General features: G+C 61.1%; 17 protein-coding genes, 1 tRNA gene and 2 pseudogenes. 12 read left to right on the plus strand and 8 right to left on the minus strand.

The window, feature by feature from the left end; genetic code table 11:
• The 7 genes from RWJ89_RS30455 to RWJ89_RS30485 form a co-directional block, all read left to right on the plus strand.
• Positions 1–469, plus strand: a 469-nt coding sequence (locus RWJ89_RS30455) for an aminotransferase class I/II-fold pyridoxal phosphate-dependent enzyme (protein ID WP_316031849.1), incomplete at its 5' end; no start/stop codon positions are given.
• A gap of 360 nt (positions 470–829) precedes the next feature.
• Entirely contained in the window at positions 830–1,792 is a 963-nt protein-coding gene (locus RWJ89_RS30460; RefSeq protein ID WP_168344750.1) for a LacI family DNA-binding transcriptional regulator, read from the plus strand.
• Positions 1,793–1,861: 69 nt separating this feature from the next.
• Complete coding sequence (locus tag RWJ89_RS30465) at positions 1,862–3,100, plus strand: ABC transporter substrate-binding protein (protein ID WP_017962338.1); 1,239 nt, start codon at positions 1,862–1,864, stop codon at positions 3,098–3,100.
• Positions 3,101–3,175: 75 nt separating this feature from the next.
• Positions 3,176–4,093 carry a carbohydrate ABC transporter permease gene (locus tag RWJ89_RS30470; protein ID WP_222000696.1) on the plus strand — a complete coding sequence of 306 codons (918 nt, stop codon included), beginning with the start codon at positions 3,176–3,178 and terminating at the stop codon, positions 4,091–4,093.
• A complete protein-coding gene (locus tag RWJ89_RS30475) occupies positions 4,090–4,950 on the plus strand; it encodes a carbohydrate ABC transporter permease (protein ID WP_221947893.1) in 861 nt (286 codons plus the stop codon). Before RWJ89_RS30470 ends, RWJ89_RS30475 begins: the two co-directional genes overlap by 4 nt.
• A gap of 20 nt (positions 4,951–4,970) precedes the next feature.
• The gene (locus RWJ89_RS30480; RefSeq protein ID WP_316031918.1) at positions 4,971–6,893 is read left to right on the plus strand and encodes a glycoside hydrolase family 127 protein; all 1,923 of its coding nucleotides are present in this window, start codon (positions 4,971–4,973) and stop codon (positions 6,891–6,893) included.
• A 24-nt stretch (positions 6,894–6,917) separates the two neighbouring features.
• Positions 6,918–7,991 (plus strand): ABC transporter ATP-binding protein, encoded by a 1,074-nt coding sequence (locus tag RWJ89_RS30485; protein WP_206116970.1) that lies wholly within the window; start codon positions 6,918–6,920, stop codon positions 7,989–7,991.
• A gap of 57 nt (positions 7,992–8,048) precedes the next feature.
• Here the strand turns inward: RWJ89_RS30485 and dxr are convergent, their stop codons facing one another.
• Positions 8,049–9,239 carry a 1-deoxy-D-xylulose-5-phosphate reductoisomerase gene (gene dxr / locus RWJ89_RS30490; RefSeq protein WP_168284984.1) on the minus strand — a complete coding sequence of 397 codons (1,191 nt, stop codon included), beginning with the start codon at positions 9,237–9,239 and terminating at the stop codon, positions 8,049–8,051.
• 318 nt (positions 9,240–9,557) lie between these two features.
• Here dxr and RWJ89_RS30495 point away from each other — a divergent pair.
• Positions 9,558–10,269: pseudogene (locus tag RWJ89_RS30495) on the plus strand (hypothetical protein).
• Positions 10,270–10,331: 62 nt separating this feature from the next.
• Positions 10,332–10,622, plus strand: a complete 291-nt coding sequence (locus RWJ89_RS30500) for a BON domain-containing protein (RefSeq protein WP_026265482.1) — start codon at positions 10,332–10,334, stop codon at positions 10,620–10,622.
• Positions 10,623–10,707: 85 nt separating this feature from the next.
• On the opposite strand, the gene RWJ89_RS30505 is transcribed toward RWJ89_RS30500, so the two are convergent.
• Both RWJ89_RS30505 and RWJ89_RS30510 read right to left on the minus strand, forming a co-directional pair.
• Positions 10,708–10,860 (minus strand): hypothetical protein, encoded by a 153-nt coding sequence (locus tag RWJ89_RS30505; RefSeq protein ID WP_020051933.1) that lies wholly within the window; start codon positions 10,858–10,860, stop codon positions 10,708–10,710.
• A gap of 129 nt (positions 10,861–10,989) precedes the next feature.
• Positions 10,990–11,217 (minus strand): annotated as a pseudogene (locus RWJ89_RS30510) (hypothetical protein).
• A gap of 158 nt (positions 11,218–11,375) precedes the next feature.
• Here RWJ89_RS30510 and RWJ89_RS30515 point away from each other — a divergent pair.
• Positions 11,376–11,894: a DUF2937 family protein gene (locus tag RWJ89_RS30515; RefSeq protein ID WP_168284983.1), complete on the plus strand. Its 519-nt coding sequence runs from the start codon at positions 11,376–11,378 to the stop codon at positions 11,892–11,894.
• Positions 11,895–12,044: 150 nt separating this feature from the next.
• Here the strand turns inward: RWJ89_RS30515 and eat are convergent, their stop codons facing one another.
• From eat to RWJ89_RS30540, 5 genes are all read right to left on the minus strand, one after another.
• The gene (eat, locus tag RWJ89_RS30520) at positions 12,045–13,409 is read right to left on the minus strand and encodes an ethanolamine permease (protein ID WP_168284982.1); all 1,365 of its coding nucleotides are present in this window, start codon (positions 13,407–13,409) and stop codon (positions 12,045–12,047) included.
• Between the two features lie 30 nt (positions 13,410–13,439).
• A complete protein-coding gene (gene eutC, locus RWJ89_RS30525; RefSeq protein WP_168284981.1) occupies positions 13,440–14,186 on the minus strand; it encodes an ethanolamine ammonia-lyase subunit EutC in 747 nt (248 codons plus the stop codon).
• Positions 14,183–15,580: an ethanolamine ammonia-lyase subunit EutB gene (locus RWJ89_RS30530; protein WP_316031919.1), complete on the minus strand. Its 1,398-nt coding sequence runs from the start codon at positions 15,578–15,580 to the stop codon at positions 14,183–14,185. The genes eutC and RWJ89_RS30530 overlap by 4 nt, the downstream gene beginning before the upstream one ends.
• A gap of 636 nt (positions 15,581–16,216) precedes the next feature.
• Positions 16,217–16,293, minus strand: a tRNA-Arg gene (locus RWJ89_RS30535).
• 54 nt (positions 16,294–16,347) lie between these two features.
• Positions 16,348–17,511, minus strand: a complete 1,164-nt coding sequence (locus RWJ89_RS30540) for a M20 aminoacylase family protein (RefSeq protein ID WP_131619931.1) — start codon at positions 17,509–17,511, stop codon at positions 16,348–16,350.
• 157 nt (positions 17,512–17,668) lie between these two features.
• Between RWJ89_RS30540 and RWJ89_RS30545 the strand changes: the two genes are divergently transcribed.
• Both RWJ89_RS30545 and RWJ89_RS30550 read left to right on the plus strand, forming a co-directional pair.
• On the plus strand, positions 17,669–18,802 hold the full coding sequence (locus tag RWJ89_RS30545; protein ID WP_316031920.1) for a D-alanyl-D-alanine carboxypeptidase family protein: 1,134 nt from the start codon (positions 17,669–17,671) through the stop codon (positions 18,800–18,802).
• 18 nt (positions 18,803–18,820) lie between these two features.
• Positions 18,821–19,945, plus strand: coding sequence for a CobW family GTP-binding protein (locus RWJ89_RS30550; protein WP_168284979.1), 1,125 nt, complete (start codon positions 18,821–18,823; stop codon positions 19,943–19,945).
• The last annotated feature ends 24 nt before the right edge of the window (positions 19,946–19,969 follow it).

Below are 19,969 nucleotides of genomic sequence, written 5' to 3' on the forward strand. Positions count from 1 at the left end.
CGGGGTGATGGGCGGCTATATCGCCGCTTCGACGGCGCTTTGCGATTTCATCCGCTCGTTTGCCTCCGGCTTCATCTTCACCACGGCGCTGCCGCCGGCACTTGCTGCCGGCGCGGTTGCCTCGATCCAGCATCTGAAGGTCAGCCAGTTCGAGCGCGCCCGCCATCAGGACCGTGTCCGCAAGCTGAGAGCACTGCTCGACCAGCGTGGCATTCCGCATATGCCCAATCCGAGCCATATCGTGCCGGTGCTGGTCGGCGATGCGGCCAAGTGCAAGTGGATCTCCGATCTGCTGCTCGACAATTGCGGCGTCTACGTTCAGCCGATCAACTATCCGACAGTGCCGAAGAAGACGGAGCGCCTGCGCATCACGCCGACGCCGCTGCATTCCGACGCCGATATCGCCCATCTGGTCGAGGCGCTGCATTCGCTCTGGTCGCGTTGCGCGCTCGCAAGACACGTCGCCTGATTTTTCGATGATCGCTCGGTTCGAACCGTAATTCAGGGCCTCCACTGGAGGCTCTGACAGCGATCGGTCTTGCTCCCGCAAGACGCCGCAGCAGACCTCCCTTGCCCGTCCAAGATCATCCGCTCCACGCTTGGTCTCAACACCGATGGCACATCGCAATCGGCCTGACCGATGCGCATCGATCTTTCCCCGCGCTTGCCCCTCCCGCAAACTGCGTTGACGATCCGAGCCTTGGGGTCGCGTGAGAAAACCTTTTCTCACTTGACATAGAGATTGGTAAAAGCTTTTCTCAGATCACTTCAGAAGGAGGACGTTCTGAACATATCGGGAGGAAAAAGAGGCAGGATCACCATCCACGAGGTGGCGGCGGCTGCCGCGGTGAGCATCTCGACGGCGTCGAAGGCTCTCAATGATACGGGTCGGATGGGGTCGGAAACGCGCGAACGGGTGAAACGGATAGCCGCCGAGATCGGATACCGGCCGAACGCGCTGGCGAGAGGTCTTCTCAGCAAGCGCAGCTTCACCATCGGGCTGCTGACGAACGATACTTACGGCCGTTTCACGCTGCCTGTCATGGCGGGTATCTCGGATGCTCTCGTCGATCACGGCGTTTCGGTCTTCCTGTGCGCCATCGAAGACGATCCGGCGCTCGCCCAGATCCATGTCGATGCGATGCTGGACAAACAGGTCGACGGCATCATCGCAACTGGAAAACGCCTGGATCGGCGCCTGCCTGTCGATCTGTCGAATTTGCATGTGCCTGTCGTCTACGCATTTACGGAGGGGGCGCAGAACAGTGTCACCTTCCGGTCGGACGACGAACAGGGTGCGAGACTGGCGGTGGAATGGCTCGTGAAGATCGGACGGCGGCGGATTGCGCACATCACCGGGCCGGAGGAGTTCTTCTCGGTGCGGGAGCGTGCCGGCGCCTATCACGAGGTGGCCGGTCACCGCGAGCCGGTGCTCTACGGCGTCTGGTCGGAAAGCTGGGGGCATGAGGCGGTCGAGCAGCTTTGGAAGAGACCGGGAGAAAAACCGGATGCGCTCTTCTGCGGCAATGACCAGATCGCCCGCGGCGCGGTGGATGCGTTGCGCGAGCGCGGCGTCAAGGTGCCGCAGGACGTCTCGGTCATCGGCTTCGACAATTGGGAGATTGTCGCGGCCCAGACGCGGCCGCCGCTGACGACGGTGGACATGGAACTGAAGGAACTCGGGCGGCAAGCCGGTTTGACGGTGCTCGCGCTTGCGGAAGGACGGCCTGTCGAACCGGGAGTGAGGAAATTGCCGTGCCGGCTGATCGTCCGGCAGTCATGCGGGGGGTAAAGCCCCCGGGGATGAGAACAAGAGAATGAGCAAAGGCGCGAGGAGATGCGCCATATCGGGAGGAGTGTCATGATCAAGCGTCTTTTGGCGGCGACCAGCATCGCTACCTTATGTCTGGTGTCGGCCGCGTCGGCTGCCGAAAATGTCGAAATGTGGGTTCGCTCGGGGATCGGCGACGCCTTCAAGAAGGTCGTCGAGGCGTATAATTCCGGTCACGAGAACAAGGTCGTGATGACCGAGGTGCCGTTCTCCGAACTCGTGCAGAAATATGCGACGGCGATCGCCGGCGGACAGGCGCCGGACGCGCTGTCGATGGATCTCATCTATAACCCTGCCTTTGCCGCGGCCGGCCAGCTGGAAGACCTGACGGACTGGGCAAAGTCTCTGCCCTATTTCAACTCGCTTTCGCCATCGCATGTTCGCCTCGGCACCTATCAGGATCGGATTTACGGCCTGCCGCTTTCAGTCGAGACCTCCGTCTTTGCCTGGAACAAGGATCTCTACAAGAAGGCCGGTCTCGACCCGGAAAAGGCACCGGCGAATTGGGACGAAATTACCGCCAATGCCGAGAAGATCCGGGCGCTGGGTGACGATACCTACGGCTTCTATTTCTCCGGCGGCGGCTGCGGCGGCTGCATGATCTTCACCTTCACGCCGCTGGTCTGGGGTGCGGGCGCGGATATCCTGTCGGCCGACAGCAAGACGGCGACTCTCGATACGCCTCAGATGCGCAAGGCCGTCGATATCTACCGCAACATGATCAAGAAGGACCTCGTGCCGGCGGGAGCCGCCAGCGACAACGGCGCGAACTTCCTGACCTTCACCAACGGCAAGATCGGCCAGCAGAGCCTTGGCGCCTTTGCCATCGGCACGCTGGTGACCGAGCATCCCGATATCAACTTTGGCGTGACCCTCATTCCTGGCGTCGACGGGAAGCCTTCGTCCTTTGCCGGCGGCGACAACTTCGTCATCACCAAGGGCACGAAGAAGATCGACGCGGTGAAGGAGTTCCTCGAATATGTGTATTCGATGGACGGCCAGAAGATCATGGCGAAGTATGGCAGCCTGCCGACGCGCGGCGATATCGCCGACAAGGTGCTTGAGGGCCTCGATCCACGCATGCAGGTCGGCCTGAAGGCGATTGGCGTCGCCAAGACACCCTATACGCTGCAGTTCAACGACCTGATCAACAGCGCCAACGGGCCATGGGCCAGCTTTACCAACGCCGCGATCTTCGGCGACGACGTCGACGGCGCGTTTTCGAGTGCGCAATCGGAAATGCAATCGATCATCGATAGCGGCCAGTAAACTCTCCCTCGGCCGCGGCCGGGGAGCGGTGGCAGCTTCCCGGCCAATCCCACTCGACAGATGCGGAGCGTTTTGATGACCGGTTCCGGTTCAGAAATTCTATTGCCTCGGCGCAGGCGACGGGGCCGATCGAACTGGCGCGGCTTCGTCTACATCGCGCCGGCCATGGCGCTGGTCATCGTCTTCTTCATCATGCCGGTTCTCTTCACCGGATGGATGAGCCTGCATAACTGGCCGCTGATGGGGGCTTCGCGCTGGATCGGCTTCAACAATTATTTCCGCATGGCCAACGATACCCGTTTCATGACGGCGCTGAATTTCACGGCCTATTACACCGTGATCGTCACCATCGCGATCTTCGCGATCGCCTTTCCGCTGGCAATCTTCGTCGAAAAGGAGCGGCAGTTCGTCGGCGCCTACCGGACGATCATCTTCCTGCCCGTCGTGGTCGGCCTTGCGACCGCCTCGCTGCTGTGGGTCTGGCTCGCCAATGTCGATAGCGGCTTCATCGGCCCGGCCTTGAAGGCGCTCGGCCTCGTCGAAAAGAGCCCCAATCTTCTCGCGACCTTCGACACCGCCTTTCTGACGATCGTGGTGATGGTCGTCTGGAAGATCGCCGGGTTCACGATGATCATTCTCCTGACCGGGCTTCAGGCTATTCCGTCGGAGCTGACGGAGGCCGCCCGCATCGACGGCGCCGGCCGCTGGCAGCGTTTCCGGCATCTGACGCTGCCGCTGATGCGCAAGACGATCGCTCTGGCGCTGATCGTCTCCGTCACCGGTTCGATCCTTGCCTTCGACCAGTTCTACATCATGACGTCAGGCGGTCCGCAGAACAAAATGATCTCGGTAGTCTACTACATTTTCAATCAGTCCTTCGTGTCGTTCAATCTCGGTTATGGCGCAGCACTCTCGATCGTGCTTCTCGCCATCCTGGTGGCGATCAGCATCGTGCAGCTCTGGCTGCTTCGTGTCGGGGAGGAGCGTCCATGACCACGTCAAGGGAACGCCGCGCACGCAAGGTCCGGACGAAGTCGGCCTATCATCTGACCGGCATCGCTATCTCGATCTTCTTTCTCGCCCCCTTCGTGATCACGCTGTTGTCGTCCTTCCGGCATGGCACGGAGGCCAGCCTGCCACCCTTGCCGCCGTGGCCGACCTCCGGCGTCAGCATCGATTCCTACGCGCTGCTCGACACGTTCGGCGCCGGCATCTGGCGGCACATGATCAATTCGCTGTTCGTTTCGGTCGCCACCGTTGTGCTGACCGTCGCCGTCAGCCTGCTCGCCGGCTACGGCTTCTCGCGGTATCGATTCCCGATGAAGAACGCGCTCTTCGTGCTGATCATCGCGACGCTGATGATCCCGTTCCAATCGATCCTGACGCCGCTCTTCATCATCCTTGCAAAGCTCGGCCTCAACAATTCGCTGCTTGGGCTGACGCTCGTCTATGTGACGCTGCAACTGCCCTTCTCGGTGTTCATGATGCGCAACGCCTTCGATGCCGTGCCGAAGGAGATCGAAGAGGCCGCGCGCATCGACGGCGCGCGCGACCTCAGGCTCTTGGTCCGGGTTCTTCTGCCGTTGGTGCTTCCCGGTGTCGCGACGGTCGCGATCTTTGCCTTCCTCAATGCCTGGAACGAGTTTCTCGCAGCACTCGTGCTGCTCTCCAGCAATGAGAAATACACCCTGCCGGTGCTGATGACGGCGGTTCGCGCCGGACGGCTCGGCGCCATCAATTGGGGAGCGGTCCAGGCCGGTGTCGTCGTCATGACGATCCCTTGCCTGATCGTCTTCCTGCTCCTGCAACGCTACTACATGCGCGGGTTGATGGCCGGCGCGGTGAAATGATCTTAGAGAAAGTGGAACCCATGAACAAACCAAGCAATGACCGCCAGTTTCGTCCCGTCGCCGTTCCCGATGTGGAGCTCGGTGGATTCTGGGGCAAATGGCAGGATGCCGTCTGCAATTCCACTGCCGAGACCCTGCTCGACCGCTGCGTCGAGGCCGGCATGCTCAAGGCGATCGACGTCGGCCAGCCGAGCCCCGGGGTCGTCATTCCCATTCAGCCATGGGGCGGCACGACGCAGATGTTTTGGGATTCCGACCTCGGGAAATCGATCGAGACGATCGCCTATTCGCTCTATCGCCGGCCAAACCCGAAGCTCGAGGCGCGGGCTGACGAGATCATCGACATGTATGAGAAGCTGCAGGACGAGGACGGCTATCTGAACGCCTGGTTCCAGCGCGTCGAGCCGAACCGCCGCTGGACCAATCTGCGCGACCATCACGAACTCTATTGCGCCGGCCATCTGATGGAAGCCGCGGTCGCCTACTATCAGGCGACCGGCAAACGCAAGCTGCTCGACATCATGTGCCGCTATGCCGATTACATGATCAAGATTTTCGGTCATGGCGAAGGTCAGATATCAGGCTATTGCGGCCATGAGGAAGTCGAGCTCGCGCTGGTCAAGCTCGCCCGCGTGACGGATGAGAAGAAATATCTCGACCTATCGAAATACTTCATCGACGAACGCGGCACCGAACCGCATTTCTTCACCGCCGAGGCAAGCCGCGATGGGCGCGACGTCTCCGAGTACCACCAGAAAACCTATGAATATGCGCAGGCGCACCAGCCGGTGCGCGCGCAGACAAAGGTCGTCGGCCACGCCGTGCGCGCCATGTACCTCTATTCGGGCATGGCCGACATCGCCACCGAATACAAGGACGACAGCCTGACGGCTGCTCTGGAAACGCTTTGGGACGATCTGACGACCAAGCAGATGTATATCACCGGCGGTATCGGGCCGGCGGCGTCCAACGAAGGTTTCACCGATTATTTCGATCTGCCGAATGATACCGCCTATGCGGAGACCTGCGCCTCGGTCGGCCTGGTGTTCTGGGCAAGCCGCATGCTCGGCCGCGGTCCGGATCGGCGCTATGCCGACATCATGGAGCAGGCGCTTTACAATGGCGCGCTGCCGGGGCTTTCGACCGACGGCAAGACATTCTTCTACGACAATCCGCTCGAAAGTGCCGGCAAGCACCACCGGTGGAAGTGGCACCATTGCCCCTGCTGCCCGCCCAACCTCGCCCGGCTGGTGACCTCGATCGGCTCCTACATGTACGCCGTTTCGGATAATGAGATTGCCGTGCACCTCTATGGCGAGAGCACCGCAAGGCTGAAGCTTGCCAACGGCGCCGAGGTGGAGCTCGGGCAGACCACCAACTATCCGTGGGACGGTGCTGTCGCCTTTACGACCAGGCTGGAAAAACCGGCGCGGTTTGCGCTGTCGCTGCGCATTCCGGACTGGGCTGAAGGTGCAACCCTCAGCGTTAATGGAGAGATGCTCGATCTCAACGCCAATATGCACGACGGATATGCCAGGATCGATCGTGAGTGGGCCGCGGGCGATCGTGTCGCCCTCTACCTGCCGCTGGCACTTCGGCCGCAATATGCCAACCCAAAGGTGCGCCAGGACGCCGGCCGCGTCGCATTGATGCGCGGCCCGCTGGTCTATTGTCTGGAAACAACGGACAATGGCGAAGACCTCAATGCCATCGTCCTGCCGCGTGAGCTCTCCACAGCCGAAACCGTCGTGCTGAAGGATCTCAATGATGCCATCGCCCTCGATCTCAAGGTCGAGCGCGAGGAAACATCGAATTGGGGAACAGCGCTCTACCGCAAGGCGCCGGCCGAAAGGCAGGTCGCCACCGCGCGTTTCGTGCCCTACCATCTCTGGGACAACCGCGCACCCGGAGAGATGCTCGTCTGGGTCCAGTCGGACAGATAGGTCTTTTTGGGGATGACGAACGGTATGGGTAACAAGAGCGTCGTGCTCCAGGACGTGCGAAAAAGCTATGGCAATCTGCAGGTGGTCCACGGGATCGACCTGACGATCGCGGAGGGCGAATTCGTCGTCTTCGTCGGCCCTTCCGGCTGCGGAAAATCGACGCTTCTGCGCATGATCGCCGGCCTGGAAGACGTGACCGACGGGGAGGTCGAGATCAAGGGGCGTATCGTCACCGATCTCGATCCATCCGAGCGCGGCATCGCCATGGTCTTCCAGTCCTACGCGCTCTATCCGCATATGAGCGTGCGCGACAACCTGGCCTTCGGCTTGAAGATGGCGCGCACGAATGCTGCGGAGATCGAGACGCGCGTCAAGGCCGCTTCCGCGATCCTGAAGATCGACCATCTTCTCGACCGGCGGCCGGGACAGCTTTCCGGCGGCCAGCGGCAGCGTGTGGCGATCGGCCGGGCGATCGTGCGCAAGCCCGACGTCTTCCTGTTCGACGAGCCGCTGTCCAATCTCGATGCGGAACTGCGCGTTTCGATGCGCATCGAGATCGCCCGCCTCCACCGCGAACTCGGCAACACGATGATCTATGTCACGCACGACCAGACGGAGGCGATGACGCTCGCCGACAAGATCGTCGTGCTGCGCGACGGCCGCGTCGAACAGGCGGGAACGCCGCGGGAAATCTACGAGAATCCCTCGAATACCTTCGTGGCGGGCTTCATCGGCTCGCCGAGGATGAACCTGCTCAATGCCCGCTGGGGTGAGGGAGGCCTGGTCGAAGTCGCCGGCCGGCAGATCGAAAGCGGCCTGCCGCCGGCGGACAAGCCGGTTGGTGGCGCGGTGACGCTCGGCCTGCGGCCGGAGCATCTGAAGGTGGCCTCCGACCAATCGGGCAGCCTGACGGCCAAGGTCGATTTTTCGGAATATCTCGGGGGAACGCAATATCTCTATTGCCAGCTTGCCGATGGCCAGTCGCTGACCGTCGAGCATCGCTCACCCATCAGTATCGCGGCGGGCGAGCAGGTGAGCCTGCTGTTTGAACCGTCGGATTGCCGGTTGTTCGACGAGGGTGGGAACCGGTTGCGCTAATCGCGACGGTCAGGATCACAGGCCGGCGACCACTCGGCGATCGGCCCTTCCTGTACTTCACTCGGCGATCGCTAGTGTCATGAGCTCCGCCGCCCTTTGCCGGGCTTCCCTGTCGGCGGCGAAGACATCGTCCATGGCGGCAGCCGGCGGCAGGCCGGCCAGATCGTCCATGACCCTTTCGGTGACCTCGGCCATGGCGAGGAAGGAGAGCCGCCCTTCGATGAAGGCTTCGAGCGCCACTTCCTTGGCGCCGTTCAGCACCGCGCCCTGAACACCGCCGCGCGTCATCGCCAGGCGCGCGAGCCGCAGCGCTGGAAACCGCACCTCATCCGGTGCCTCGAAATCCAGCCTGGCGAGCTTGGCGAAATCCAGCCGCTCGACCGGCAGGTTCGGCCGGTGCGGAAAGGACAGGGCATAACCGATGGCGGTGCGCATATCCGGCGCGCCGAGCTGCGCCAGCACCGACCCATCGGAATAGCCGACCATGGAGTGGATGATCGATTGCGGATGGAAAATGACCTCGATCTGTTCGGGTCTGAGGCTGAAAAGGTGTCGGGCTTCGATCATCTCCAGCGCCTTGTTGAACATCGAGGCGCTGTCGATCGAGATCTTCAAGCCCATCGACCAGTTCGGGTGGGCGCGCGCGGTTTCCACCGTCACATCCGCCATGTCACGCAGCGAGGCGGTGCGGAAGGGGCCGCCCGACGCCGTCAGGATGACCCGCTCGACGGCGTGGCGCTGGTTCTCTTCCAGCACCTGGAAAATCGCGTTGTGCTCGCTGTCGACCGGAAGCAGTCTGCCACCGCCCGCCCGGATCGCTGCGATGAAGAGATCGCCGGCCGATACCAGGCATTCCTTGTTGGCAAGGGCGATATCGGCGCCGCGGCGGGCGGCGGCAAGGGTCGGCGCCAGACCCGCAGTGCCGACGATGGCCGCCATGACCCAGTCGGCCTCGCGGTCGGCGGCTTCCATCAGGCCGGATTTTCCCGAGGCGACCGCGATGCCGGTGCCGGAAAGTGCGCTCTTCAGTGATTCGTAATGGCGGTCATTTGCCGTCACTGCCAGCCGCGCGCCGGATAATTTCGCCTGTCGAGCCAGCAATTCGACATTGCTGTTGCCTGTCAACACGGAGATTTCGAAGTTCTCCCGTCCGCCCAGGTGATCGACGACATTGAGTGTATTCTGGCCGATCGAACCCGTCGAACCGAAGATGCTGAGGCGCCGCGGCGCGCTTTTGCCGGTTATCATGTGGTATTTCGCGAAAATTTCTCTCGTAGGCTCAGGCTCTACTAGGCTTTGGAGGGGGCGGCAAGTGTGCGGTGCAGCAGATTTCAACCCTTGAGGGGTTTACAGAGCGGCCGCCGGATGTGATCCTTATAACATTGCTGACGGAATCGCTCCGCCGCGGCCGGTCACGGTCGCATGGCAAGTCGGGGCGCTGTGGCGTCCATCGAAGAACAGGCACTCGGTGCCGCCGGCCTTTGAGCCATACATTAAATCGAGGATGAAACCGGGATGGACGGCTTGGCCGTGATCCCTCATTGCGTTCGTCGCGAACGCTTTCATATGCGCTGCTGCGTCCACTCCGCGCCGCAGCCCTGTGACAGGTCAAAACGTTCTGAACTTCATGACGACATTCAAATTAGCATGCATCTTTTTCGCCATCCTACCCTCGCTCACAGCCGCAGCGAAGGCGGACGACTTGCTGATCTGGTCGCCGGCCAAGCTTTCGGACCGGTCCTACAAGGCGACCGTGGGTTTTCGCCTGCCGGCGGAATGGGAAACCAGCGCTGGCGCCGACATCGCGCTGGCCTCGACCAAAGGCGGAGCGCTGCTGCCCGATTCCGAACAGGCAATGCTTTGGGGCAGGATCACCAGAACGAGCGTTACCCCGGCAGGCCGGTCAGAGCGGGGTGCCAGCGTCAGCGTCGATACGCTGCGCGGCAGCGGCGCGCTAACCCTCAGCCGCTCGCGCAGCTGGATCCTCTCCGATTCGCTCGACATGCAATCGAGCCGATCCATCAGCGTGCAATATGACGCGGTCGAGGCCCGGCAGGCTTCGGTGACGGCATCGCAGGCGCTGAAGCTGATTCATCCCTGGACGGGAACCGCGCTTTCGGCAGGGACAGGCGTCAGCAATGCGAGCGGCGACTTCTCGAGCACGGTGGGGGTCAGCCAGGCCATTCTGCCGAACCTCAATCTCGATGCCTCAGTCAGCAATCCATTTTCAGGGGGTGAGGCGGGCAGCGTCAATCTCCGCTATCGCGTGCAGTGGTAGCGGTGCTGAACCAAACTCCGCCGATCAGCGTTTCCTACGAGGTTTTCACGGAGGAACGGATCATGGTTTTCAAGGAGCAGACATTTCACGGGCTCGAACCCGAGATGGAAATAGAGATCGCCAATCGTGCGTCGGTCGAAGCGGCCGTTGCCAATGCGCTGGCGATCGCCGGCGGCATCGATGCCTCCGATGTTGAGGTGACGATGGAGAACGACCAGATCGTGCTGAGCGGCACCGTCGGCACGGTTGGCGAAATCGAACGGGCAACCGCGGTCGCCAAGGCGGTTGAGGGCGTGCATGCGGTGCAGAACCGGATTCTGCTCGGCGGATCCTCGCTCGATGGTACGCATTAACGAGAAGGCTGGCCGCTCCCAGGGCCAGACCCTGCCGGACGAGGACTATTTCCACGTCGTCGCCTATCAGCCGGCGCTTAGCTGATCAACCGGCGAAGCGTTCGACGAGGAAGGACGAGCCGGCCAGACGATCCGTTTTCTGCGCGGCGCCCGATCCCTGCGGCTGGTAGGCGATGGCGAGCAGCACGGCGCTGACGGCGACATAGGCGATTGCCAAAAGAGTCATCTTGATACGCATGGCGAATACTCCTGTTTCGCGATAAACGCAGCTGATATGGCGAAGTTCCTCGTCGGTGCGATCAGGGCGAAATCAGATGAAAAGCCCGACTGGGGAGGATCGGCCGGGCTTTTCCTGATTGGATTTGCCTTATCGGCAGATCCGGGTTTCCTTGACGATCGTGTGGCCGTGGCGGCGGATCTTTTCCACTTGGTGAAGCAATCGCGGGAGACGTGGCGCGCCCTCATGTGAGGGCGATAATTGGGCCTGTCCGAATGGCGATAATTGGAACGCGCGTCATCCGTGGTGATCGTCACTTGCCGCCTGGGACGGCATTGCGGAAGCGGCGAGCGTGCAGGCAAGGATAATCTGTTTCATGACAAGCCTCTCCTTCTGAGTTGGTCATGGCATCAACTCGCCGGAAGTGACGCTGGTTCAATCACATCGGGTTACCGATGTCGACGGCAGAAACCTTTGGCGCGCCGGATCGTTAGCGCTGGGGGATAGCCGGAGGCACCAATGGGACTGATGGGATCATGGGACTGATTGCAAGGATCATCGCCATTGTGGCCGGGCTTGCCGGCGGCACGGTTTTTTCGCAGGCGCCGGAATTTGCGCAGCAATACCGCCAGCGGATCGGCGGCGCGATCGACGAATTGCGCGTCATCGTCGAGGATTTCAACCGCCAAGCCACCGAGCACCATCTCGATCGCCAGCAGGCGCTAAGCGCCTATACCCAATCACCCGACGATTTCCTGCGCGACCGTGGCGTCTCGATGCAGAGCACAATCACGCGCTACGAAACGCTGCTGTCGCAGCAGCTCCGCCTCGGCACCGCGGCACCCGTCGCCAAGCCCTTTGTACTGCTGGGAAATGCCGATGACGTCGTTTTCGCCAATACCTGGCGCGACTTCGTGCCCGGCGTCCCCGTCAGCTTTGCGGGTCTTGTCTGGGGCTCGATCGGCTTTGTCGGAGGTTGGCTCGTGGCGGCGTTGCTGGGATTGGGGGTGCGGCGGGTCACGAGGACACGGCGCGTCCATCGTCAGGTGCGGTGAACCGGTGGCGAACGTGGCATTGGCCCCGGAACGTAATGATATCAGTCAGCTTTGTGTTGAAATGACCCCGCCACACTGTGGCGGGGCCGTCGACATTAATCGGAACCGGTTCGTGCGTCGCCTTCCCGGTGATCGGGCCAGAGAGCCTTGTTACGTGGACGCTGCCGCTTCCTTGATGATGCCACCTGAAAGCAAACGCCAAATGCCGAATGCCACCCCGCCCATCGCGAGGAAGATCACAAAGATCATGAAGTTGTAGTAGATCATCGCCGCCAGCGCGACGAGGGCGAGTCCGAGGGCAATGGCTGGCACCACGGGATAACCCCAGGCCCTGAAGGGTCGGGCGAGTTCAGGTTCGGCCTGACGCAGTTTAAACAGCGACGCCATCGAGACGATGTACATGATGATCGCGCCGAACACCGACATGGTGACAATATTGGCGGTCAGCGGCAAGCCGCCGATCTGGATCAGGCTGTCGGAAAAGATGGCTGCGATGCCGACGGCGCCACCTGCAAGGACTGCGAGATAAGGCGTGCGGAATTTCGGGTGGATTTTTGCGAGGGCTTCCGGGAGGTAGCCGGCGCGGCCCAGCGCAAAAATCTGCCTGGAATAGCCCATGATGATGCCGTGAAAGGAAGCAATCAGGCCGAACAGGCCGATCCAGACCAGCATATGCAGCCAACCGGAGGATTCGCCCACGACCGCCTTCATCGCCTGCGGTAGCGGATCGTTGATGTTGGACAGCGCACGCCAGTCGCCGACGCCACCGGCGAAGATCATGGTGCCGAAGGCGAGGAAGACGAGTGTCAGAATACCCGCAATATAGGCAATGGGAACGGTGCGGGTGGGGTTCTTGGTCTCCTCAGCCGCCATCGCCGCGCCTTCGATCGCCAGGAAAAACCAGATGGCAAATGGAATGGCGGCAAAGATGCCTCCAATGGCACCGACCGAGAATTCAGGGGCGCCAGCCCAGCCATTGGCCGCGAAATTGGCAAAAGAGAAGCCCGGCGCGACGACACCCATAAAGATCAGCAGTTCGGCGATCGCCAGAATGGTGATAAGGAGTTCGAAGGTTGCCGCGATGGTAACTCCGACGATATTGAGCGCCATGAAAATGATATAGGCGCCGACAGCCGCCATTTTCGGATCGAGCCCCGGGAACTGCACATTGAGATAGGCGCCGATGGCGAGCGCGATGGCCGGAGGGGCGAAGACGAATTCAACCAATGTCGCAAAGCCCGCAACGAAGCCGCCGAGTGGGCCGAAAGCCCTGAGCGCATATGCAAAAGGGCCGCCGGCATGCGGAATGGCCGTCGTCAATTCCGTGAAGGAAAAGATAAAGGTGGTGTACATCACGGCGATCAGGATCGTGGTGATCAAGAAGCCGAGAGTGCCGGCGGCCGCCCAGCCATAGCTCCAGCCGAAATATTCGCCCGAGATGACGAGGCCGACGGCAAGCCCCCATAAGTGCAGCCCGGTCAGGCTCTTGGCGAGCGTCGGTTGAGAATTTGACATGATTGTTCCCCTTTTTTGTAGATTGAACTTTTATGCTTCTTGGTGTGGCAGCGCTTCTATGGCGCCTTCGGCATTTTCCTTGAGATCGACACCGGTCAGTTGCAAACGAAGCGCCTCCCGGACAATCCAAACGATCTTGTCCGCTGCGACCTCGTAGCTGAGCCCGTCGGCATGAATATTCGAAATACAGTTGCGCTCGCTGTCACGCCGTCCCGATTGCGGGCGGAACGTGATGTAGGCGCCGAGACTGTCAGGCACGCTTAGCCCCGGTCTCTCGCCGATCAGCACGATGGCAACTTCCGCACCAAACGCCGCCGCCGCTTCATCACCAAATGCCACGCGCGCCTGCTCGCCCAATATCACCGGGGCGACACTGAAGTCCCCAAGACGCTTCATGCATGCCTTGAACAACGGCACCGCATGGTGCTCGACCGCCGAGGCCGAAAGCCCATCTGCGATGATGAAGGCGATGTCATAGCGATCGCCTGGGCCTGGCAGGTCGGCTGCATGGGTCCGACGGCCGAGATCCGGACGTGCCAGATAGATCGTGCGGTCTTTGGCGCGAGACCGGATATGGACCGTGGCCACGGGCGCAAGTTCCTTGGCAAGGGCGACAAAATCCACTTGACCATGCACGGCATCCCGCGCCCGGGCATGGGCAAGCTGGAAATCGAGAATTGCCGATGTCGGCAAGGCGTCGCCCGCCCTGCCAAGCCCAATCCGGGCGCGTGTGGCGTTGCGGAACCGCGCAAATGGATCTCGTTCGATGGAACTCATGCCGATGCCCTGTAGCTCAAGAGATTGCGAGAGAAAGTGCCCGAGGCGCTGGCCGGTGCAAGGCGACCCGTGTGGTCAAGCATGCCCATACGATGAAGCCAGGCTTCGAATTCCGGGGCGGGAGGACGATTGAACTGGTGCCTGAGGCCGACAATATCGTGGTAGGAAAGGCTCTGATAATTGAGCATGACGTCATCGGCGCCGGGCACCGCGATGAGAAAACTGACGCCCGCGACAGTCAGCAACACCATCAGATTGTCCATATCGTCCTGGTCTGCTTCCGCATGGTTCGTGTAGCAGACGTCGACCCCCATCGGCACGCCAAGCAGTTTGCCGCAGAAGTGATCTTCGAGCCCGGCGCGGATAATTTGCTTGGCGTCGAAAAGATATTCGGGGCCAATGAAGCCGACCACCGTATTGACGAGCAGCGGATTGAGTTCACGTGCAACGGCATAGGCCCGCGTCTCGATCGTCTGTTCGTCAACACCGTGATGGGCGTCCGCCGAGAGCGCGCTGCCCTGGCCGGTCTCCAGATACATGACATTGTTTCCGACCGTGCCGCGCTTCATGGAAAGTGCTGCCTGCTGGCCTTCCCTGAGGACGGCGAGATCGACGCCGAAACCCTTGTTGGCAGCCTCCGAGCCGGCGATTGACTGGAACACCAGATCGAGCGGCGCGCCGGCCTCGATTGCCTTGATTGACGTGGTAACATGGGTCAACACGCAGGATTGGGTCGGGATCTCGAACCGTTGGCGCAGCCGGTCGAAAAGAACCATCAATCTTGTGCAGGCCTCAAGATTGTCGGTCGCCGGGTTGATGCCGATCACCGCATCGCCGATCCCATAGAGAAGTCCATCGAGCGTCGAGCCGGCGACGCCTTCAGGATCATCGGTGGGATGATTGGGCTGAAGACGGCTCGATAGTCGGCCGGGCAGACCGATCGTGGAGCGAAAGGCAGTGACCACCCGGCATTTGCCGGCGACGGTGATCAGATCATGGTTGCGCATGATCTTGGAGACCGCCGCGACCATTTCGGGGGTGAGGCCCGATGCGATGGCAAGCAGTTTTTCGGAGGTCGCATCATAAGAGAGAAGCCAATCGCGAAACTCACCGACCGTCATATGAGATACCGGTGCGAATGCCATCCAGTCATGGCGGTCGACGATCAGCCGACTGACCTCGTCGGTCTCATATGGAATGACGAGGTCTTCCAGGAAAGTTTTGAGAGGCATATCCGCGAGCAGGTAGCGGGCGGCCACCCGCCGCTCGTTGCTGGACGCTGCGATCCCGGCCAGCACGTCACCCGATTTCAGCGGCGAAGCGCAAGCCAATACCGATTTCAGATCCTGAAAGACATGGCGTTCGCGTCCTAGAACGATCGAATATGTTGTCATCTGCTCCTGGCCGTCGACCGGCCTATTCTCGATGCCCGGGAATTCGTCCGCCTTTTGTGGGCATTTGCGGGCTTCCGCCGAGCATGTTTTGCTCGGCCCTACACTAAGCAAGGCAAGAAGCGTGCCATTCTTATGGGTTGATATACCGAGGCAGCCGTGCCGAAGGCTTCGCATGGCTGGACCATGACCGCTTACGCTGGCGCGGCTATCGCAGAGACTGCTTTCAATTTAGGGTGGTTAATTCGCTATGGTGGTTGTATCCACTTTACGATAACGTGCTCCGATGTGCGCAGATTTGCGCCCGGCTCGACACTGATTGCGCAAATATTCCGTTGATCGTCCTGATCCAGTGGTTCTGGCCCGAGTGCTTTTTCGGTGGGGCGGTCTGCGCTGAGACGCGATCGTCCATTTTGAGCGAACTGACCGTGGATCGACGCCGATGTTGAAAAACTAGCCAGTTGAACGAGTCTAATCGATCGCCAATTTCTTCGTCCCAAGAACTCGGTCGTGCGGCCTCAGCGCGACACTTGGCCTCGCTATTACCGATCAAAGCCGGTTTCTCATGACATCATTATTGCGTTCTTGCATGTCTGCAGGAACGTGCGTCCTCTCAAGGGAGATAACCATCCGATTGACTGGTGATCCCGGCGCGATTCGAACGCGCGACCCCCAGATTAGGAATCTGGTGCTCTATCCTGCTGAGCTACGGGACCACTTGCACGCCATGCATACAAAAGGCTTGGCGGGAAGCCAAGCCTTAATTGTAGCTAGAGACCGAGGCGCTGTTCGGCAAGGCGGACCCAATAGGAGATGCCGTGGGCGATGGCTTCGTCGTTAAAGTCGTAGGCCGGGTTGTGGAGGCCGGCGCTGTCGCCGTTGCCGATGAAGATGAAGGCACCGGGGCGGGCGTTCAGCATGTAGGAGAAATCCTCGCCGCCCATCATCGGATCGATCTCGGCGTTGACGTTGCCTTCGCCGGCAATGGCGCTGGCGGTGGCGACCGCATGTTCGGTCTCGTCGGGGTGGTTGACGGTGACGGGATAGTTGCGATGGAAGCTGATTTCGGCCTCGGCGCCGTGAGCCGCGACCAGGCCCTCGATGATTTGCCGGAACCGGGTTTCGGCGAGCGTGCGCACCTCGGGGTCGAGGGTGCGAACCGTACCGGCGAAGGTCGCGTCGTTCGGAATGACGTTATGGGCGAAACCGGCATTGAACTTGGTCACCGAGACGACGACCGAGCGCAGCGGATCGGCGGTGCGCGAGGCGATCATCTGCAGGTTGGCGATGATCTGGGCGCCGATGGCGATCGGGTCGATGGTCTTATGCGGCTGGGCGGCGTGGCCGCCACGGCCCTTGATGGTGACGGTGAATTCGTCGGTCGCCGCCATGATGGCGCCTTTGCGGGTAGCGAACTGGCCGACAGGCAGGCCCGGCAGATTGTGCATGCCGTAGACCTCTTCGATATCGAAGCGCTCCATCATGCCGTCCTTGACCATCAGATTGCCGCCGCCGCCGCCTTCTTCGGCGGGCTGGAAGATGACGGCGACATTGCCGTTGAAGTTGCGAGTCTCGGCCAGGTATTTCGCGGCGCCGAGCAGCATGGCGGTGTGGCCGTCATGGCCGCAGGCATGCATCTTGCCCGGCGTCTTCGAAGCCCAGGGCTTGCCGGTGATTTCGGTGAGCGGCAGGGCGTCCATGTCGGCGCGCAGGCCGACCGTGCGGCGGCCTTCGCCCTTGCCCTTGATCAGGCCGACGACACCGGTGCGGCCGATGCCGGTGACGATCTCGTCGACGCCGAATTCCTTGAGTTTTTCGGCGACGAAGGCAGCCGTATTTTCCACCGCGAAGAGGAGTTCTGGCCGGGCATGAATATGGCGGCGCCATTCGGCGACCTCGTCCTGCAACTCCGCGGCTCTGTTCAATATCGGCATATCGGCGTTCCTGTTATGAAATCTCGACAATCTTTCATCGCATCACAAGGGTGTGAGGCTGTGGAAATTACTTAGTCAATGACCTTTGCCATGTCATAGCCATATAGGCTAAATAGGGGAAGATTTCGAGATTTTCCTGATATCCTAAGGACGAACCGTGTCGACGAGCCACTTCTGTTTGTTTGCTGCCTTGCGGCCGCTTTCTTTCGTGTCAGCGGCGACTGCCGTTTTTCTGGCCTCGGTTCCGCTCGCCCAGGCCAATCCGCACATTCTCGTCGATGTGCAGACCGGCCGCGTGCTCGAGCATGAAGAAGCCTTCCGCAAATGGTATCCGGCCTCGCTGACCAAACTGATGACGGTCTATACCGTGTTCGACGCAATCCGCGCCGGTCAGATCAGCCTCGATACGCCCGTCGTCATCAGCAAACGCGCCGCCGCGCAGCCGGCCGCCAAAATGTATTTCAAGCCGGGCCAGAAGCTGACGCTCGACAGCGCATTGAAGATCCTGCTGGTGAAGTCGGCCAACGATGTGTCGGTCGCGGTTGCCGAAGCCATCGGCGGCACGCAGGAAGGCTTCGTGACGCGGATGAATGGCGAGGCGCTGAAGCTCGGCATGACGGATTCGCACTTCGTCAATCCGAACGGCTTGCCCGGCAAGGGCCAGTATACGACGGCACGCGACCTGGCGGTGCTGACGGTGGCGCTGCGCCGCGATTTTCCGCAATATACCGGTTATTTCTCGCTGGAAGGTTTTACCACCGGCCAGCAGAACGTGCCGAACCTCAACATGCTGATCGGCCGTTTCGCCGGCGCGGACGGCATGAAGACCGGCTTCATCTGCGCCTCGGGCTTCAACCAGATCGGTTCGGCGACGCGCAACGGCCGCACGCTGATCTCCGTCGTGCTCGGCACCGATAGCCTTGCAGCGCGCGCCGATGCGACGGCCAACCTTTTGCAGAAGGGTTTCACCACCCAGCCTGCCAGCAACGACACATTGGGTTCGCTGAGACCCTACGGGTCGGGACAGGACCAGGTTACCGACATCAGTGCCGATATCTGCAGCGCCAAGGGCGCCAAGGTGCGCAGCGAAACGCGCGACGAGGTCGGCCGCATGAAGGTGCTGTCACCCTATATCCAGCCGATGGATCACGATCCGCAATTCGTCTTTGCCGGCCTCATTCCGGGCCAGGATCCGCAGCCGGCCGCGCAGCCGGAAAAAATGGCGCGGGGCGATACCGCGGGAGCGATCGCCAACGTGCCGGTGCCGATGCCGCGCCCGACATCCTTCTAAGCTTTAAGGTAAAATGACATGAGCGCGCTCAACGACAGGATTCCGGTCACCATCCTGACCGGCTTTCTCGGCGCCGGCAAATCGACGCTGCTCAACCGCATCCTCAAAGATCCCGTGATGAAGGATGCGGCCGTCATCATTAACGAATTCGGCGATGTCGGCATCGATCATCTTCTGGTCGAAAGTTCCGGCGATTCGATCATCGAGCTGTCCGATGGCTGCCTCTGCTGCACCGTGCGCGGCGAGCTTGTCGATACGCTGGCGAACCTGATGGACGCCGTGCAGACGGGCCGCGTCAAGCCGGTCAAGCGCGTCGTCATCGAGACGACGGGCCTTGCCGATCCTGCACCGGTCATGCAGGCGATCATGGGCAATCCCGTCATTGCCACCAATTTCGAGCTCGACGGCGTCGTCACCGTCGTGGACGCGGTGAATGGGCTGCAGACGCTCGGCAATCACGAGGAAGCGCGCAAGCAGGCGGCGGTCGCCGACCGGCTGATCGTCTCGAAAAAGGCGATGGCCGAGGCAACGGAGGGGTTGGAAAAGCGGCTGCGGGCGCTCAATCCGCGTGCGACGATGATGGATGCCGACAGCGCCGAAGCGGGCAGTGCCGCGGTGCTGGTCAACGGGCTCTACGATCCGGCGACGAAGATCGCCGATGTCGGCCGCTGGCTGCAGGACGAGGATGCACACGAGGCGCATCACGGTCATGGTCATCATCACCATCATGATCATGCGCACCAGGATCCACATGACGTCAACCGTCACGATGCCTCGATCCGCTCTTTCTCGATTATCGAGGAAAAGCCGATCGATCCAATGGCACTCGATATGTTCATCGATCTTCTGCGTTCGGCCCATGGCGAGAAGCTGCTGAGGATGAAGGCGATCGTGTCCGTTTCCGACCGCCCGGATCGGCCGCTGGTGCTGCATGGGGTGCAGAGCATCTTTCATCCGCCGGTGCGGCTTCCCGCCTGGCCGGGGGAAGACCGGCGCACGCGCATGGTGCTGATCACCCGGGATCTACCGGAAGCCTTCGTGAAGGATCTCTTCGACGCCTTCCTCGGCAAGCCGCGCATCGATATGCCCGATCGTGCGGTGCTGTCGGACAATCCGCTCGCCATCCCCGGCATGCGGATTTAAACCGTTGATTTTTGTCGCCGCGCG

The sequence above is a fragment of the Rhizobium sp. 10PS4 genome (assembly GCF_032464805.1).
In the GTDB taxonomy this organism is placed as follows: Bacteria; Pseudomonadota; Alphaproteobacteria; order Rhizobiales; family Rhizobiaceae; genus Rhizobium; species Rhizobium laguerreae.

Excerpts from the sequence above, each read along its gene's own strand:
- RWJ89_RS30550 (WP_168284979.1), top strand. The coding sequence starts at position 18,821 with ATGAGCGCGCTCAACGACAGGATTCCGGTCACCATCCTGACCGGCTTT.
- RWJ89_RS30505 (WP_020051933.1), bottom strand. The coding sequence starts at position 10,860 with ATGCGTATCAAGATGACTCTTTTGGCAATCGCCTATGTCGCCGTCAGC.
- RWJ89_RS30530 (WP_316031919.1), bottom strand. The coding sequence starts at position 15,580 with ATGACAACATATTCGATCGTTCTAGGACGCGAACGCCATGTCTTTCAG.
- eat (WP_168284982.1), bottom strand. The coding sequence starts at position 13,409 with ATGTCAAATTCTCAACCGACGCTCGCCAAGAGCCTGACCGGGCTGCAC.
- RWJ89_RS30515 (WP_168284983.1), top strand. The coding sequence starts at position 11,376 with ATGGGACTGATTGCAAGGATCATCGCCATTGTGGCCGGGCTTGCCGGC.
- RWJ89_RS30485 (WP_206116970.1), top strand. The coding sequence starts at position 6,918 with ATGGGTAACAAGAGCGTCGTGCTCCAGGACGTGCGAAAAAGCTATGGC.
- eutC (WP_168284981.1), bottom strand. The coding sequence starts at position 14,186 with ATGAGTTCCATCGAACGAGATCCATTTGCGCGGTTCCGCAACGCCACA.
- RWJ89_RS30500 (WP_026265482.1), top strand. The coding sequence starts at position 10,332 with ATGGTTTTCAAGGAGCAGACATTTCACGGGCTCGAACCCGAGATGGAA.
- dxr (WP_168284984.1), bottom strand. The coding sequence starts at position 9,239 with ATGATAACCGGCAAAAGCGCGCCGCGGCGCCTCAGCATCTTCGGTTCG.
- RWJ89_RS30475 (WP_221947893.1), top strand. The coding sequence starts at position 4,090 with ATGACCACGTCAAGGGAACGCCGCGCACGCAAGGTCCGGACGAAGTCG.
- RWJ89_RS30480 (WP_316031918.1), top strand. The coding sequence starts at position 4,971 with ATGAACAAACCAAGCAATGACCGCCAGTTTCGTCCCGTCGCCGTTCCC.
- RWJ89_RS30470 (WP_222000696.1), top strand. The coding sequence starts at position 3,176 with ATGACCGGTTCCGGTTCAGAAATTCTATTGCCTCGGCGCAGGCGACGG.
- RWJ89_RS30540 (WP_131619931.1), bottom strand. The coding sequence starts at position 17,511 with ATGCCGATATTGAACAGAGCCGCGGAGTTGCAGGACGAGGTCGCCGAA.
- RWJ89_RS30465 (WP_017962338.1), top strand. The coding sequence starts at position 1,862 with ATGATCAAGCGTCTTTTGGCGGCGACCAGCATCGCTACCTTATGTCTG.